The sequence below is a fragment of the Streptomyces tauricus genome (assembly GCF_014650955.1).
In the GTDB taxonomy this organism is placed as follows: Bacteria; Actinomycetota; Actinomycetes; order Streptomycetales; family Streptomycetaceae; genus Streptomyces; species Streptomyces tauricus.
In genome coordinates this window covers 152375-165146 of the sequence record NZ_BMVY01000006.1, presented here as the reverse complement: position 1 = coordinate 165146, position 12772 = coordinate 152375, and the positions used below count along the sequence as shown (strand labels likewise).

The window sequence follows — 12772 nt, the reverse complement described above, 5'->3', positions numbered from 1 at the left end:
GGCACGAGCCCTTCGGAAGAAGAACGTCGCTGCAGTAAGTCGGCGCGTGCTTCAGCCGGTCGCCAGCCGGACCATGTCCGCCTGCGGCCCCTTCTGGCCTTGCGAGATCTCAAAATCGACCCGCTGACCCTCTTCCAGGGTGCGGTAGCCGTCCATCTGAATCGCGCTGTAGTGGACGAATACATCCGCACCACCGTCGACCGCGATGAAGCCGTACCCCTTCTCCGCGTTGAACCATTTGACGGTGCCCTGAGCCATGCCTAACTCCCCTATTACTGGCCCTTGCACAGACCCGCACTTCGCGGATCCGGGTCAGACCTCACCCCCCAACGGTTGGGGGTGTGCGCCGGAACGCGTCGACCGCGGCTGAATGTATCCGTCCAACTGCCGTCTGCAACAGGTCAATCCGACGAGAATTCCGGGCACGGCTGATCGGAAATATGTGAAGGATTTACGAAGATTCAGGGCAAGTCGGGCCCGGTAAATGCCATAAACGGCTCAAAAGGACCAGTTACTTTGGCTGCTTCTTGTCGGGCCCCGGGCGCGAACTCATATGCGCCGACCTTGCGAAGCGAAGCAGGTTCCCCAACTGTACCGCGCTCAACCATACAGAATTGCCCCCTCCGCTTCGGGCGCGGAGGGGGCAATTCGATGAACTCTGCGTGTTCGGCATTACCAAGGGTAATGATCAGGCCGCCGAACGGACCCACCGGACGGGGCCTTCGGACGGGGCGCTCAGCCGCCGGCGACCGCCGGGATGATCGAGACGCCGACGCCGTCCGGCGTGGCCGTCTCAAGACCCTGCTCGAAGCGGACGTCGTCGTCGTTCACGTACACGTTGACGAACCGCCGCAGCTTGCCCTGGTCGTCCAGGACACGGGCCGCGATACCGGCGTGGTTCTTCTCCAGATCGGCGATGACCTCGGCGAGGGTCGCACCCTCGGCGGCCACCTCGGCCTGACCACCCGTATAGGTACGCAGAATGGTGGGGATGCGGACGTTGACGCTCATGGAACAGGACCTCCGGTCGGGGTGCGAAGCGCCCGGTCAAGGGCGCGGGGCGGTGACACGTGCGGCTCCGCCGCGGGACGCGGCCGGCCCCCACCGGCCCGCGGCGTACGAACAACGATCAGGAACCGAGACCGGCCTCGTGGAAGGAGTCGAGGTTCGGACGGATGGTCGCGGTCAGCCCCGTGTCGGAGGCGACGGCGTCCAGCGTCTTCAGACCGTCCCCGGTGTTGAGGACGACAGTCGTCAGCGTCGGATCGAGCAGACCCGCCTCGATCAGCTTCTTCGCGACCCCCACCGTCACCCCGCCGGCGGTCTCCGCGAAGATCCCCTCGGTACGCGCCAGCAGCTTGATCGCGTCGACGACCTGGTCGTCGTTCACGTCCTCCACGGCCCCGCCCGTGCGGCGGGCGATGTCGAGCACGTACGGCCCGTCGGCCGGGTTGCCGATGGCGAGCGACTTCGCGATCGTGTTCGGCTTCTGCGGGCGTACGACGTCGTGCCCGGCCTTGTAGGCGACGGACACCGGCGAGCAGCCCTCGGCCTGGGCGCCGAAGATCTTGTACGGCTTGTCCTCGACGAGGCCGAGCTGGATCAGCTCCTTCAGCCCCTTGTCGATCTTCGTCAGCTGCGAACCGGAGGCGATCGGCACGACCAGCTGGTCCGGCAGCCGCCAGCCGAGCTGCTCGCAGATCTCGTACGCCAGGGTCTTGGAGCCCTCCGCGTAGTACGGCCGAAGGTTGACGTTGACGAAGCCCCAGCCCTCGCCGGCCGGGTCGCCGATCAGCTCGGAGCAGAAGCGGTTCACGTCGTCGTAGTTGCCCTCGATGCCGACCAGCTCGCCGCCGTAGACCGCGGCCATGACGACCTTGCCCTGCTCCAGGTCGTGCGGGATGAACACGCAGGAACGGAAGCCGGCCCGCGCGGCGGCGGCGCCCACCGCGCCCGCGAGGTTGCCGGTGGAGGAGCAGGAGAGCGTGGTGAAGCCGAAGGCGCGCGCGGCCTCCAGCGCCTGGGCGACGACGCGGTCCTTGAAGGAGTGCGTCGGGTTGCCGGAGTCGTCCTTGACGAAGAGCTTGCCGGCGTCGACGCCCAGCTCACGCGCCAGGTTGTCGGCCTGGACGAGCTTGGTCCAGCCGGGGTTGATGTTCGGCTTGTCCGCCACGTCCGCGGGGACGGGCAGCAGGGGCGCGTACCGCCAGATGTTCGCCGGGCCGGACTCGATCCGCTTGCGCAGCTCTTCGGTGTCGTAGCCCGAGAAGTCGTACGCGATCTCCAGCGGGCCGAAACACTCCTCGCAGGCGAAGACCGGACCGAGCGGTACGCGGTGACCGCACTCGCGGCAGGAGAGCGCGGCGGCCGGACCGAGGTCCACGGAGTTCGTGGAGCTCGCGGAGTCCGCGGCGGGGGTGGGGTTCGTGGTGCTTGCAACTGTCTGCGCAGCCATGGAGGCGAGGCCCTTTCCTCATCTTCCTCACGACGCACTTCGCCATGAGACGGATTTGGCACCTTCCCGAGCCGGGAGCCTCGCGGCACTGATCAGCGATGATCAGGACGAGACCGGCTGGAGGGTTGCCGGGGCTTCAACGGGCCGTATCCCTCTGCCCCTCTGGATGAGCGGTATTCAGTTGTGGTCCTGCACGTGATTTTAGTTGTACACGCAACGACCCCCGACATGCGATGGTCATCAGCGTTGTTCAAGACTGTAACCGACGGCATGGATGGTGGAGAGAGCCGTCCGAACCGCGAGATGACCGTCACACCGGTTTCCGTCGCGGCGGGACGCACGCATCCCGATGAACGCAAGGGAGAGCCGCACGTGCTGGAAGACGTCGAGCGCTGGCTGAGCACGCGCTCCTGGTCCGTCGAGGACCGCCCGCTCAAGAAGCTGATCGCCGCGAAGCGGTCCACGGGCTCCACGGTCAGTGTCGTACTGCCCGCGCTCAACGAGGAGGAGACGGTCGGCGAGATCGTCGCCGTGATCCGCCGTGAGCTGATGACCACGAGAGTGCCGCTCGTCGACGAGATCGTGGTGATCGACTCGGGTTCGACGGACCGCACCTCCGAGGTCGCCGCCGCCGCGGGCGCGCGGGTCGTGCACCGGGACGAGATCCTGCCCCGGATCCCGGCCGTGCCCGGCAAGGGCGAGGTGCTGTGGCGCTCGCTGCTCGTCACCCGCGGGGACATCGTGGCCTTCGTCGACGCGGACCTGAAGGAGTTCTCGGCGGACTTCGTCTCCGGGATCGTCGGCCCGCTGCTCACGGATCCGGGCGTGCACCTCGTCAAGGCGATGTACGACCGCCCGCTGGGTTCCGCCGCGGGTCAGGGGGGCCGGGTGACGGAACTCATGGCCCGGCCGCTGCTCAACATGCACTGGCCGCAGCTGGCCGGCTTCGTGCAGCCGCTGGGCGGGGAGTACGCGGCCCGCCGCTCGCTCCTCGAACGACTCCCCTTCCCCGTCGGCTACGGCGTGGAGCTGGGCATGCTGGTCGACTCCCTGCACCTGGTCGGGCTCGACGCCCTCGCGCAGGTCGACGTGGGCGTGCGCAGGCACCGGCACCAGGACGGGCAGGCGCTCGGACGGATGTCCGCGGCGATCTACCGCACGGCTCAGCTGCGGCTGGCGCGCGGCCACATGATCAGGCCGGCGCTGACGCAGTTCGTCCGGGGGGATCACGGCTTCGAGCCGCGCACGCACTCGGTGGACATGGAGGAACGCCCCCCGATGACGGACATCAGAGAGTACGTCTCACGCCGCGCGGCATAACAGAACCAGAAGATTGCGCAGTTCCCCACGCCCCTTGACAGGGGCGTGGGGAACTGCGCGGGCCACCCTTACCGGCCTTCGGTTGACCCAGTTGCTTCCGCCACGGCCAGTGGGAACGTTTGAGCGGATAGCCCTGCGGCTAGATTTCGAGTCATGGCTTCCACCCACGGCACACACCCCGTCCTCGTCGCGTCCAACCGCGGCCCGGTCTCGTACACGAAGGACGAGTCCGGCGAGCTCACGGCCAAGCGCGGCGGAGGCGGACTCGTGTCGGGCCTCTCCGCGATCGGCCCCGACGCCGGCGCCCTGTGGGTCTGCTCGGCCCTCACCGACGGCGACCGCGAGGCCGTACGGCGCGGCGTCGGCGAGGACGGCGTCCGGATGCTCGACATCGACGCCGACACCCACGCCGCCGCCTACAACGGCATCGCGAACTCCGCGCTGTGGTTCGTCCACCACATGCTCTACCAGACCCCCCTGGAACCCGTCTTCGACGCGGAGTTCCGGCGCCAGTGGGCGGCCTACGAGACGTACAACCAGGCCTTCGCCGACGCACTGGCCGAGGAGGCGGCGGACGGCGCCGCGGTCCTCGTACAGGACTACCACCTCACCCTCGTGCCGCGGATGCTCCGCGAACTCCGTCCCGACCTGCGCATCGGGCACTTCTCGCACACCCCGTGGGCCCCGCCGGACTACTTCCGTCTCCTCCCGGACGACATCGCGGCGAAGGTCCTCGACGGGATCCTCGGCGCCGACCGGGCCGCGTTCCTCACCCGGCGGTGGGCGGACGCGTTCACGGAGTGCTGTCGGACCGTCCTCGGGAACGACTTCGACCCGGACACCCGCATCGGCGTGCACGGCCTCGGCGCCGACGCGGACTTCCTGCGCGAGCGCTCGCACCGCGAGGACGTCGACGAGCGGATGGCCGCGCTGCGCGAGCAGATCGGCACCGCGCCCGACGGCAGCCCCCGCAAGACCGTCGTGCGGGTGGACCGCACCGAGCTGTCCAAGAACATCGTGCGCGGACTGCTGGCGTACCGGCAGCTGCTGGACGACCGGCCCGAGTGGCACGAGCGGGTGGTGCACGTGGCGTTCGCGTACCCGTCGCGCCAGGACCTCGCGGTGTACCGCGACTACACGGCCGAGGTGCAGCGGGTCGCCGACGAGATCAACTCCGTGTACGGGACGGCCGGCTGGACCCCGGTCGTGCTGCACGTGAAGGACGACTTCGCGCGCTCACTGGCGGCGTACCGGCTGGCCGACGTGGCCCTCGTGAACCCCATCCGCGACGGTATGAACCTCGTCGCGAAGGAGGTGCCGGTCGTGTCCGACGACGGCTGCGTGCTGGTGCTGTCGCGGGAGGCGGGGGCGTACGAGGAGCTGGGCGAGGACGCGATCGTGGTGAACCCGTACGACGTGTCGGGCACCGCGGGGGCGTTGCACGAGGCGTTGACGGTTCCCCTGGGGGAGCGGGCGGAGCGGACGAAGCGGCTGGCCGCGGCGGCTACCGCGCTGCCTCCGGCGCAGTGGTTCCTGGACCAGCTGCACGCGCTGCGCTCGTAGCTGCGTTCGCTGACGCGAGGTCGGCCGGAGCTGCGGGCCGGTGGGGCCGGCCGCGCAGTTCCCCGCGCCCCTCAAAAGCGACAAGACTGCGCAGTTCCCCGCGCCCCTTGAAGGGGCTACGCCCCCTGGAGGCGGTTGGCCAGGGTCGTCAGTAGGTGTGCGACCCCCTCCGGGCCGGCCACCACCAGGTCGGAGCGGTCGGCGAGTTCGGTCACCTCTGTGCTGCCGCTGCAGACCAGGAGGCCCGGGATGCCGTCGGAACGGAGCTTCTCCACGGCGGCGAAGGCCGGCAGGTCGCCGAGGTCGTCACCGCAGTACATGACCGACTCGGCGCCGACCTCACGCACGTACTCGCCGAGGGCGACGCCCTTGTCCATGCCCGCCGGACGCAACTCCAGGACCAGCCGCCCCGGTTCGACGATCAGGCCGTGCTTGTGGGCCAGCCGGGCCAGCGGTTCGCGCAGTGCCTCGAAGGCGGCCTGGGGGTCCTGGGCGCGGCGGGTGTGGACCGCGACGGCCCGGCCCTTCTCCTCGATCCAGCTGCCCTGCCAGGCGCCGATGCCGTCGAGGAAGCCGGGCAGTTCGGCGCGGGCGGCGGCGACACCGGGGTGCGGCGCGGGGGCCCGGACCGTACCGGTGACCGCGTCCCAGCGCTCGGCCCCGTAATGGCCCAGCACGACGAGGTGGTCGAGGCCGGGAACTCCCCCGAAGCCGCCGTACCGCACGGCGACCGACGCGGGCCGCCCGGTGACGACGGCCACCGACGCCACCTTCGGGGCCAGCGCCGCCAGGGCGGGTACGGCGTCCGGGTGGGCGCGGGCCTGCTCGGGGTCGGGGACGATCGGCGCGAGCGTGCCGTCGAAGTCGAAGGCGAGGACGGCCTTGTGGGACCGCGCGAGGATGGCGGCGAGGCCGTCCCGGCCCGCCGTGGTCGTGGGGCTCGGCAACGACGATGAGTCGGGGTGACTGGCCATGTTTCGACCCTATCCGCCGAGGTGGCGTCTTACGCCTCCCGCTGAGTCCTGCGTACCTCACGAACGCGCCGCAAACGGTTGACCGTCACGGGGTCGTGCGCGAGGGCCCGCGGCGCGTCCAGGAGGGCATTCAGCAACTGGTAGTAACGAACCGGGGCAATCCCCAGCTCCTCCCGGATGGCCCGCTCCTTGGCCCCGGGCGACTCCCACCCCCGCGCCTCCAGAGCAAGCACCCCCCGCTCCTGCGCACTCAACCCCACATCACCCATCCCCCCACGCTAACCCCCACCCCAAGGGCCGCGGGTTTCAGGAGCGCGGGGAACGGCGCAATCTTTCGCCTTTCGCCTTTGGGGGCGCGGGGAACGGCGCAGTCTTTCCGCCTTGAGGGGCGCGGGGAACGGCGCAACAAGCACTCGCCGCCCCACCCCCGCCAACCGACGGAGTCACCCCGCGTTCTGCGCCGCGGAAGCGGCCCGCTGCAACTGCCCCAGCACAGCCGCCGGCCGCCCCTCCGGGCTCACCGCCTGCCCGATCTGCCGCTTGATCTCCGCGCTGACCGCCGCCCAGGACGTCTGCCCGACGGGATACAGCTCCGCGTTGGGCAGTTCGCCGAGGAAGTCGACGAGGTCCGCGTCGTCCTTGTCGAGGGCCATCGCCTCGGACGCGGACGTCGTCACGGGCAGCAGGTCGTACTCGTGGGAGAACTCGAGGACGTTCTTGTCGCTGTACACGTAGTCGAGGAAGTCCCCGATCTGCTCCGCGTGCCCGTTCTTCTTGAACGCCATCATCCAGTCGGCGACACCCATGGTGGCCTTGGAGCGCCCCTTGGCGCCGGGCATCGGCACCATGCCGAACTTCACGCCCTTCGCGGCGGCGGCCTTCATCAGCGTGGGGTGGCCGTTCAGCATGCCGACCTCGCCGCGCGTGAACGCCGCGAAGGCGTCGGCCCGGTTGAGCTTCCCGGGCGCGACCGGCCCGGTGAGCCCCTTGTCGACGAGCTTCTCCTTCAGCCAGGTGAAGGTGTCGACGTTCTGCGGGGAGTCGAGGCTGTAGGAGCCGACCGTGTCGGTGTATCCGTCACCGCCGCTGAGCAGCCACATCATGGTCTCGGCCTGCGCCTCCTCCGGCCCGAGCGGCAGCGCGTACGGGTACTTCACGCCCTTGGCCTTGAGGGCCGCCGCGTCGGAGGCGAGGTCGCTCCAGCTCTCCGGCGGGGTGAGGCCGGCGTCGGCGAAGAGGGTCTTGTTGTAGAAGAGCAGCCGGGTGGAGGAGGCGAACGGCATGCCGTACTGCGTCCGGTTTATCTCCCCCGCCGCGGACAGCTGCGACACGAAGTCCGCCTGGGTGTCTATGGAGAGCACGTCGCCCGCGCGGTAGAGCTCGCCCGCGTCGGCGTAGTCGGCGTACGCGCCGATCTGCGCCAGGTCGGGCGGGTCGCCCGCGTCGACCATCGCCTTGACCTTGGCGTCCACGTCGTTCCAGGAGTAGACGCTGACCTGGACGTCGACGCCGGGGTGCTTCGCCTCGTAGGCCCGGGTCAGCTTGTCCCAGTACTTCTGGGAGCTGTTCGCCTTGGAGTCGCCGTAGTCGGCCGCCACGAGTTTCAGCGTGACGTCCCCCGACCCGGCGGAGCTGCCGCAGCCTCCGAGGGCCGCGGTCACACCCAGTGCGGACGCCACCGCGATCAGACTTGTCACTCGCCGCTGCACTACTGCCGTCCCCAACCCTGTTCGCCCCATGAACGCGTCCGCGCGTCCGCGGGCCCAAGTACCCGCGCGCGCACCGATTCGCTCATGCGATCCCAAACTTTCGATTCGCAATTTTCGCTCTAAGGTCTACACCACGTAAGTGGACTAGACCTCTCACGGGGTAAGGGGCGACACTGTACGTGTGAGACACGTCATCGCCCTGGATGTGGGCGGCACCGGAATGAAGGCCGCCCTCGTGGGGGCGGACGGCGAGCTGCTGCACCAGGCCCGCCGTTCGACGGGCCGCGAGCGCGGCCCGGACTCCGTCGTCGAGTCGATCCTCGCCTTCGCCGCCGACCTGCGTGCGCACGGCGAGGACCACTTCGGGGAGCCCGCGGCGGCGGCGGGCGTCGCCGTCCCCGGCATCGTGGACGCCGACCGCGGCATCGCCGCCTACGCGGCCAACCTCGGCTGGCGCGACGTACCGCTGCGGAACCTGCTCAGCGAACGGCTGGACGGGGTGCCGGTCGCCCTCGGCCACGACGTACGCACCGGTGGCCTCGCCGAGGGCCGCATCGGCGCCGGCCGGGGCGCGGACCGCTTCCTGTTCGTACCGCTGGGCACGGGCATCGCGGGCGCGATCGGCATCGACGGCCGGGTGGAGGCGGGCGCGCACGGTTTCGCGGGCGAGATCGGCCATGTCGTCGTACGCCCCGGAGGCGCCCCCTGTCCGTGCGGGCAGCACGGCTGCCTGGAGCGGTACGCGTCGGCGGCGGCGGTCAGCGAGGCGTGGGCCAGGGCCACGGGCGACCGGGACGCGGACGCGGCGGACTGCGCGAAGGCCGTCGAGTCCGGCGACGCCCGGGCGCGGGCGGTCTGGCAGGACGCCGTGGACGCGCTCGCCGACGGACTCGTCACCGCGCTCACTCTGCTGGACCCCCGCGTCCTGATCATCGGTGGCGGTCTCGCCGAGGCGGGGGAAACCTTGTTCACACCACTGCGGGCCGCGGTCGAGCGGCGCGTCACCTTCCAGAAACTGCCGTCCATCGTCCCCGCCGCACTGGGGGACACGGCCGGCTGCCTCGGCGCGGGCCTCCTCGCCTGGGACCTGCTCGCCACCCCCACCCACCCCGCTTCGGAGGTATCCGCCTGATGACCACTGAGCGCACTTCTCCGGACGGGGTACACCAGGGCGCCCCCGACGGGGCGCGGGCCGAGACATCATGCGGCTCCGCCGCGAGGGCGCGCCCGGCCGCCACCGGCCCGCAGGTCACCGTCCTCACCGGAGCGAACGTAGTTCTCCCCACAGGCACCGTGCCCAACGGCCGCGTGATCGTCGACGGCACCCGCATCGCCGGGAGCGCTCCCGAGGGCGCCCCCCGCAAGGACCTCTCGGGCCACTACCTGGTGCCCGGCTTCGTCGACATGCACAACCACGGCGGTGGCGGAGCCTCGTTCACCTCGGGCACGGTCGAGGAGATCCTCCAGGGCATCCGCACCCACCGCGCGCACGGCACGACGACCCTCGTCGCCTCCACGGTCACCGGCGACATGGACGGCCTGGCCCAGCGCGCGGGGCTGCTCTCCGAGCTGGCCGAGCAGGGCGACATCGCGGGCGTCCACTTCGAGGGCCCGTTCATCTCCCCGTGCCGCAAGGGAGCGCACTCCGAGAAGCTGCTGCGCGACCCCGACCCGGCGGAGGTCCGCAAACTGATCGACGCGGCGCGCGGCCAGGCCCGGATGGTCACCCTCGCCACCGAGCTGCCGGGCGGCATCGACTCCGTACGCCTTCTCGTCGAGCACGGCGTCATCGCGGCGATCGGGCACACGGACGCCACGTACGAGCAGACGGTGGAGGCCATCGACGCGGGCGCGACCGTGGCGACGCACCTGTTCAACGCGATGCCCGTACTCGGCCACCGCACCCCGGGCCCGATCGCGGCCCTCCTGGAGGACGAGCGGATCACCGTCGAGCTGATCAACGACGGCGTGCACCTGCACCCGGCCTCGCTCCAGCTGGCGTTCCATCACGCCGGCGGCGGGCGGGTGGCGTTCATCACGGACGCGATGGACGCGGCGGGCTTCGGCGACGGCCGCTACATGCTCGGCCCGCTGGAGGTCGAGGTCGCGGACGGCGTGGCGCGTCTGGTGGAGGGCGGCTCGATCGCGGGCTCCACGCTCACCCTGGACCGGGCCTTCAAGCGCGCGGTGACCGTGGACCGGCTGCCCGTCGAGGACGTCGTCGCGGCCATCTCCGCCAATCCGGCACGGCAGTTGGGCCTGTACGACCGGGTGGGTTCGCTGGAGCCGGGCAAGGACGCCGACCTGGTGGTCCTGGACTCCGGTTTCGAGGTCAAGGGCGTGATGCGCCGCGGCGAATGGCTGGTCGAACCTCAGACCGCCTGAGCCGGGGGCTGGGCCGACAGCCGTTGCCTTTGGCATGATCGGACTTTCGCACGAGCACACCCGTGGCACACGCACGCACACCAGGCGGGCGCGTCCACATCGAGGGAGGCAGGCCCAGGTGATTCTCACGGTCACGCTGAACACCGCTCTCGACATCACGTACCGCGTACGGGAGTTGCGGCCCCACACGTCCCACCGGGTCGACGAGGTGACCGAACGGCCCGGCGGGAAGGGCCTGAACGTGGCCCGGGTACTCGCGGCCCTCGGCCACGAGGTGACCGTGACGGGCTTCGTGGGCGGCGTCACCGGGCGGGCCCTGCGGGGCCTGCTCACCCGGACGCCGGATGTCGTCGACGCGCTGGTCCCGGTGAGCGGCTCGACCCGCCGCACGATCGCGGTGGCCGACACGACGACCGGTGACACGACTCAACTCAACGAACCGGGCCCGGAGATCACCCCCGCGGAGTGGGCGGACTTCCAGGAGGCGTACGAGGTCCTGCTGCGGTCCTCGTCCGCGGTCGCCCTGTGCGGGAGCCTGCCGCCGGGGGTGCCGGTCGGGGCGTACGCCCAACTTGTGCGTACCGCGCGCGCGTTGGCGATTCCGGTGCTGCTCGACACGAGCGGGGAGCCGTTGCGGCGGGGGATCGCGGCCCGTCCCGACATCGTCAAGCCGAACGCGGACGAACTGGCCGAGCTGACCGGCTCGCACGACCCCTCGCAGGCCACGCGTGACGCGCGGCGGCGTGGGGCGCACGCGGTGGTGGCGTCCCTCGGCGCGGAGGGGCTGCTCGCCCGCACACCCGAGGGTGACTGGCGGGCGGCCCCGCCCCGGCCGGTCCGCGGGAACCCGACGGGCGCGGGGGACTCCGCTGTCGCGGGGCTGCTGTCGGGGCTGGTGGAGAAACTGCCGTGGCCGGAGCGGCTGGCCCGGGCGGTCGCGCTGTCCGCGGCGACGGTGCTGGCGCCGACAGCCGGCGAATTCGACCGCCCCGCTTACGAAGAGCTGCTGGCCCGAGTATCTGTGACGGGCCAGCCAACCGCGGCCTAGCGCTCCGCGGGTCGTCCGTCGTGTGCCGGCCGGTGAGGGCTGTTCGCGCAGTTCCCCGCGCCCCTAAAAGATTGCGCCGTTCCCCGCGCCCCCATCAGGGGCGCGGGGAACGGCGCAATCTTTTGTCTTTCAGGGGGCGCAGCCCCCAAGGGGTGCGAGGAACTGCGCGAACGGCCCCCACCGGACCCGCACCCGACCACCACGGCAAGTGGAAGGCCCGAATCAACGCTCAGTTCTTGACCTGGCCCGCCTTCAGCCGAAGCTGGTCCAGGAGGATGTCGCAGGTGTCGCCCTGCTGGCAGGAGATGGAGATCGTGTTGGTGCCCTTGGTGAGGGTGGGGTAGGAGTAGGTCTCCGTCCAGCCCTTGTCCCACTCGTTCTCCTTGGCCTGGGCGAAGTTGCCCAGGTTCAGCTTGGTGCCGAACTCCTTGCCGTTCACGGTGAGCGTCATCTTCGCGTCCTTGCCGGGGACGCTGTACTTCGTGAAGAGGGTGTACGCGCCGGCCTTCGGGATGCCGTTGACGGTCCAGGTGACCTCGGCGCCGACCTGGTTGAGGCCGGTCACGTAGATACCGCCCGCCGCGGTCGCGCCGTCGATGTCCGAGGCGGTCGTCACACCGGCGCCGAGCTTCAGGGCCTTCGCGTCGATCTCGGGCAGTTCGGCCGGCTCCGCGGCGTCCTTGGTGGACGTCTCGCTCGGCTCGGCGCTCTGGCCGGCCGACGCGGTCGGACCCGCGGTGTCGTCGCCGCCCTTGTCGTCGTCCGAGTCCCCGCCCGTCATCGCGATGGCGATGCCGATCACCACGGCCGCGACCACGGCGACGGCGCCGATCAGCAGACCCTTGGTGTTGGGCCCGCGGCCCCGGCCGCCACCGCCCCGGCCGCCGTGCGTCTGCTGGTGCGAGGTGGGCGCGCCACCGGAGAAGTTCTCGGACGTGGCGTAGTTCGCGTTCGCGTTCGGCTGCCCGTACTGCCCCTGCTGCCCGTACGTGCCCTGCTGCTGCGGCACCTGCCCGTACTGCGCGGTGGGAGCGGCCTGCGCGGCCGACTGGCCGTACTGGCGCTCACCGACCGGACGCACCCGGTTGACCGAGCCGGGGTAGCCGTAACCACCACCGCCGCTCGGCGGCTGGGCTCCGGCGGCCTTCCCGTCCTCGTACAGATAGCCGAACGGGTCGTCGTCCTCGGGCGTGCTCGCGCCGTTGTTGCCGGGCGTCATCCCTTGGTCTCCTAGCGGGTGCGGTACAGATGCGGTACGGGGGATCGAAAGGCGAGCCTACCCGGTCCCGGTGCCCCAAACGGGTGACTCAGCTCGCAC

12 protein-coding genes and 1 riboswitch are annotated in these 12772 nt (G+C 70.7%); of the genes, 5 read left to right on the top strand and 7 right to left on the bottom strand.

What is annotated here, in order from left to right:
* Positions 1-51 precede the first annotated feature (51 nt).
* The 3 genes from IE278_RS12935 to thrC form a co-directional block, all read right to left on the bottom strand.
* Entirely contained in the window at positions 52-258 is a 207-nt protein-coding gene (locus IE278_RS12935; protein WP_007493268.1) for a cold-shock protein, read from the bottom strand.
* Between the two features lie 477 nt (positions 259-735).
* A complete protein-coding gene (locus IE278_RS12930; RefSeq protein ID WP_189771820.1) occupies positions 736-1011 on the bottom strand; it encodes a MoaD/ThiS family protein in 276 nt (91 codons plus the stop codon).
* Positions 1012-1129: 118 nt separating this feature from the next.
* Positions 1130-2455 (bottom strand): threonine synthase, encoded by a 1326-nt coding sequence (thrC, locus tag IE278_RS12925; protein ID WP_189771818.1) that lies wholly within the window; start codon positions 2453-2455, stop codon positions 1130-1132.
* Between the two features lie 15 nt (positions 2456-2470).
* Positions 2471-2628, bottom strand: a riboswitch (SAM riboswitch).
* A gap of 199 nt (positions 2629-2827) precedes the next feature.
* On the opposite strand from thrC, the gene IE278_RS12920 reads away from it, so the two are divergent.
* Both IE278_RS12920 and IE278_RS12915 read left to right on the top strand, forming a co-directional pair.
* The gene (locus tag IE278_RS12920) at positions 2828-3775 is read left to right on the top strand and encodes a glucosyl-3-phosphoglycerate synthase (protein ID WP_189771816.1); all 948 of its coding nucleotides are present in this window, start codon (positions 2828-2830) and stop codon (positions 3773-3775) included.
* A gap of 153 nt (positions 3776-3928) precedes the next feature.
* A complete protein-coding gene (locus IE278_RS12915) occupies positions 3929-5338 on the top strand; it encodes an alpha,alpha-trehalose-phosphate synthase (UDP-forming) (RefSeq protein ID WP_189771814.1) in 1410 nt (469 codons plus the stop codon).
* Between the two features lie 116 nt (positions 5339-5454).
* On the opposite strand, the gene otsB is transcribed toward IE278_RS12915, so the two are convergent.
* The 3 genes from otsB to IE278_RS12900 form a co-directional block, all read right to left on the bottom strand.
* Positions 5455-6312: a trehalose-phosphatase gene (otsB, locus tag IE278_RS12910; protein WP_189771812.1), complete on the bottom strand. Its 858-nt coding sequence runs from the start codon at positions 6310-6312 to the stop codon at positions 5455-5457.
* Between the two features lie 29 nt (positions 6313-6341).
* Positions 6342-6581, bottom strand: a complete 240-nt coding sequence (locus IE278_RS12905) for a DUF3263 domain-containing protein (protein WP_189771810.1) — start codon at positions 6579-6581, stop codon at positions 6342-6344.
* 174 nt (positions 6582-6755) lie between these two features.
* Entirely contained in the window at positions 6756-8021 is a 1266-nt protein-coding gene (locus IE278_RS12900) for an extracellular solute-binding protein (RefSeq protein WP_444546109.1), read from the bottom strand.
* 181 nt (positions 8022-8202) lie between these two features.
* On the opposite strand from IE278_RS12900, the gene IE278_RS12895 reads away from it, so the two are divergent.
* From IE278_RS12895 to IE278_RS12885, 3 genes are all read left to right on the top strand, one after another.
* Entirely contained in the window at positions 8203-9153 is a 951-nt protein-coding gene (locus IE278_RS12895) for an ROK family protein (RefSeq protein WP_189771806.1), read from the top strand.
* Positions 9153-10406 (top strand): N-acetylglucosamine-6-phosphate deacetylase, encoded by a 1254-nt coding sequence (gene nagA / locus IE278_RS12890; protein WP_189771804.1) that lies wholly within the window; start codon positions 9153-9155, stop codon positions 10404-10406. The genes IE278_RS12895 and nagA overlap by 1 nt, the downstream gene beginning before the upstream one ends.
* Positions 10407-10524: 118 nt before the next feature.
* Positions 10525-11454 (top strand): 1-phosphofructokinase family hexose kinase, encoded by a 930-nt coding sequence (locus IE278_RS12885; protein WP_189771803.1) that lies wholly within the window; start codon positions 10525-10527, stop codon positions 11452-11454.
* Positions 11455-11683: 229 nt separating this feature from the next.
* Here IE278_RS12885 and IE278_RS12880 read toward each other — a convergent pair whose 3' ends face one another.
* On the bottom strand, positions 11684-12673 hold the full coding sequence (locus IE278_RS12880) for a carbohydrate-binding protein (protein WP_189771800.1): 990 nt from the start codon (positions 12671-12673) through the stop codon (positions 11684-11686).
* Positions 12674-12772 lie beyond the last annotated feature (99 nt).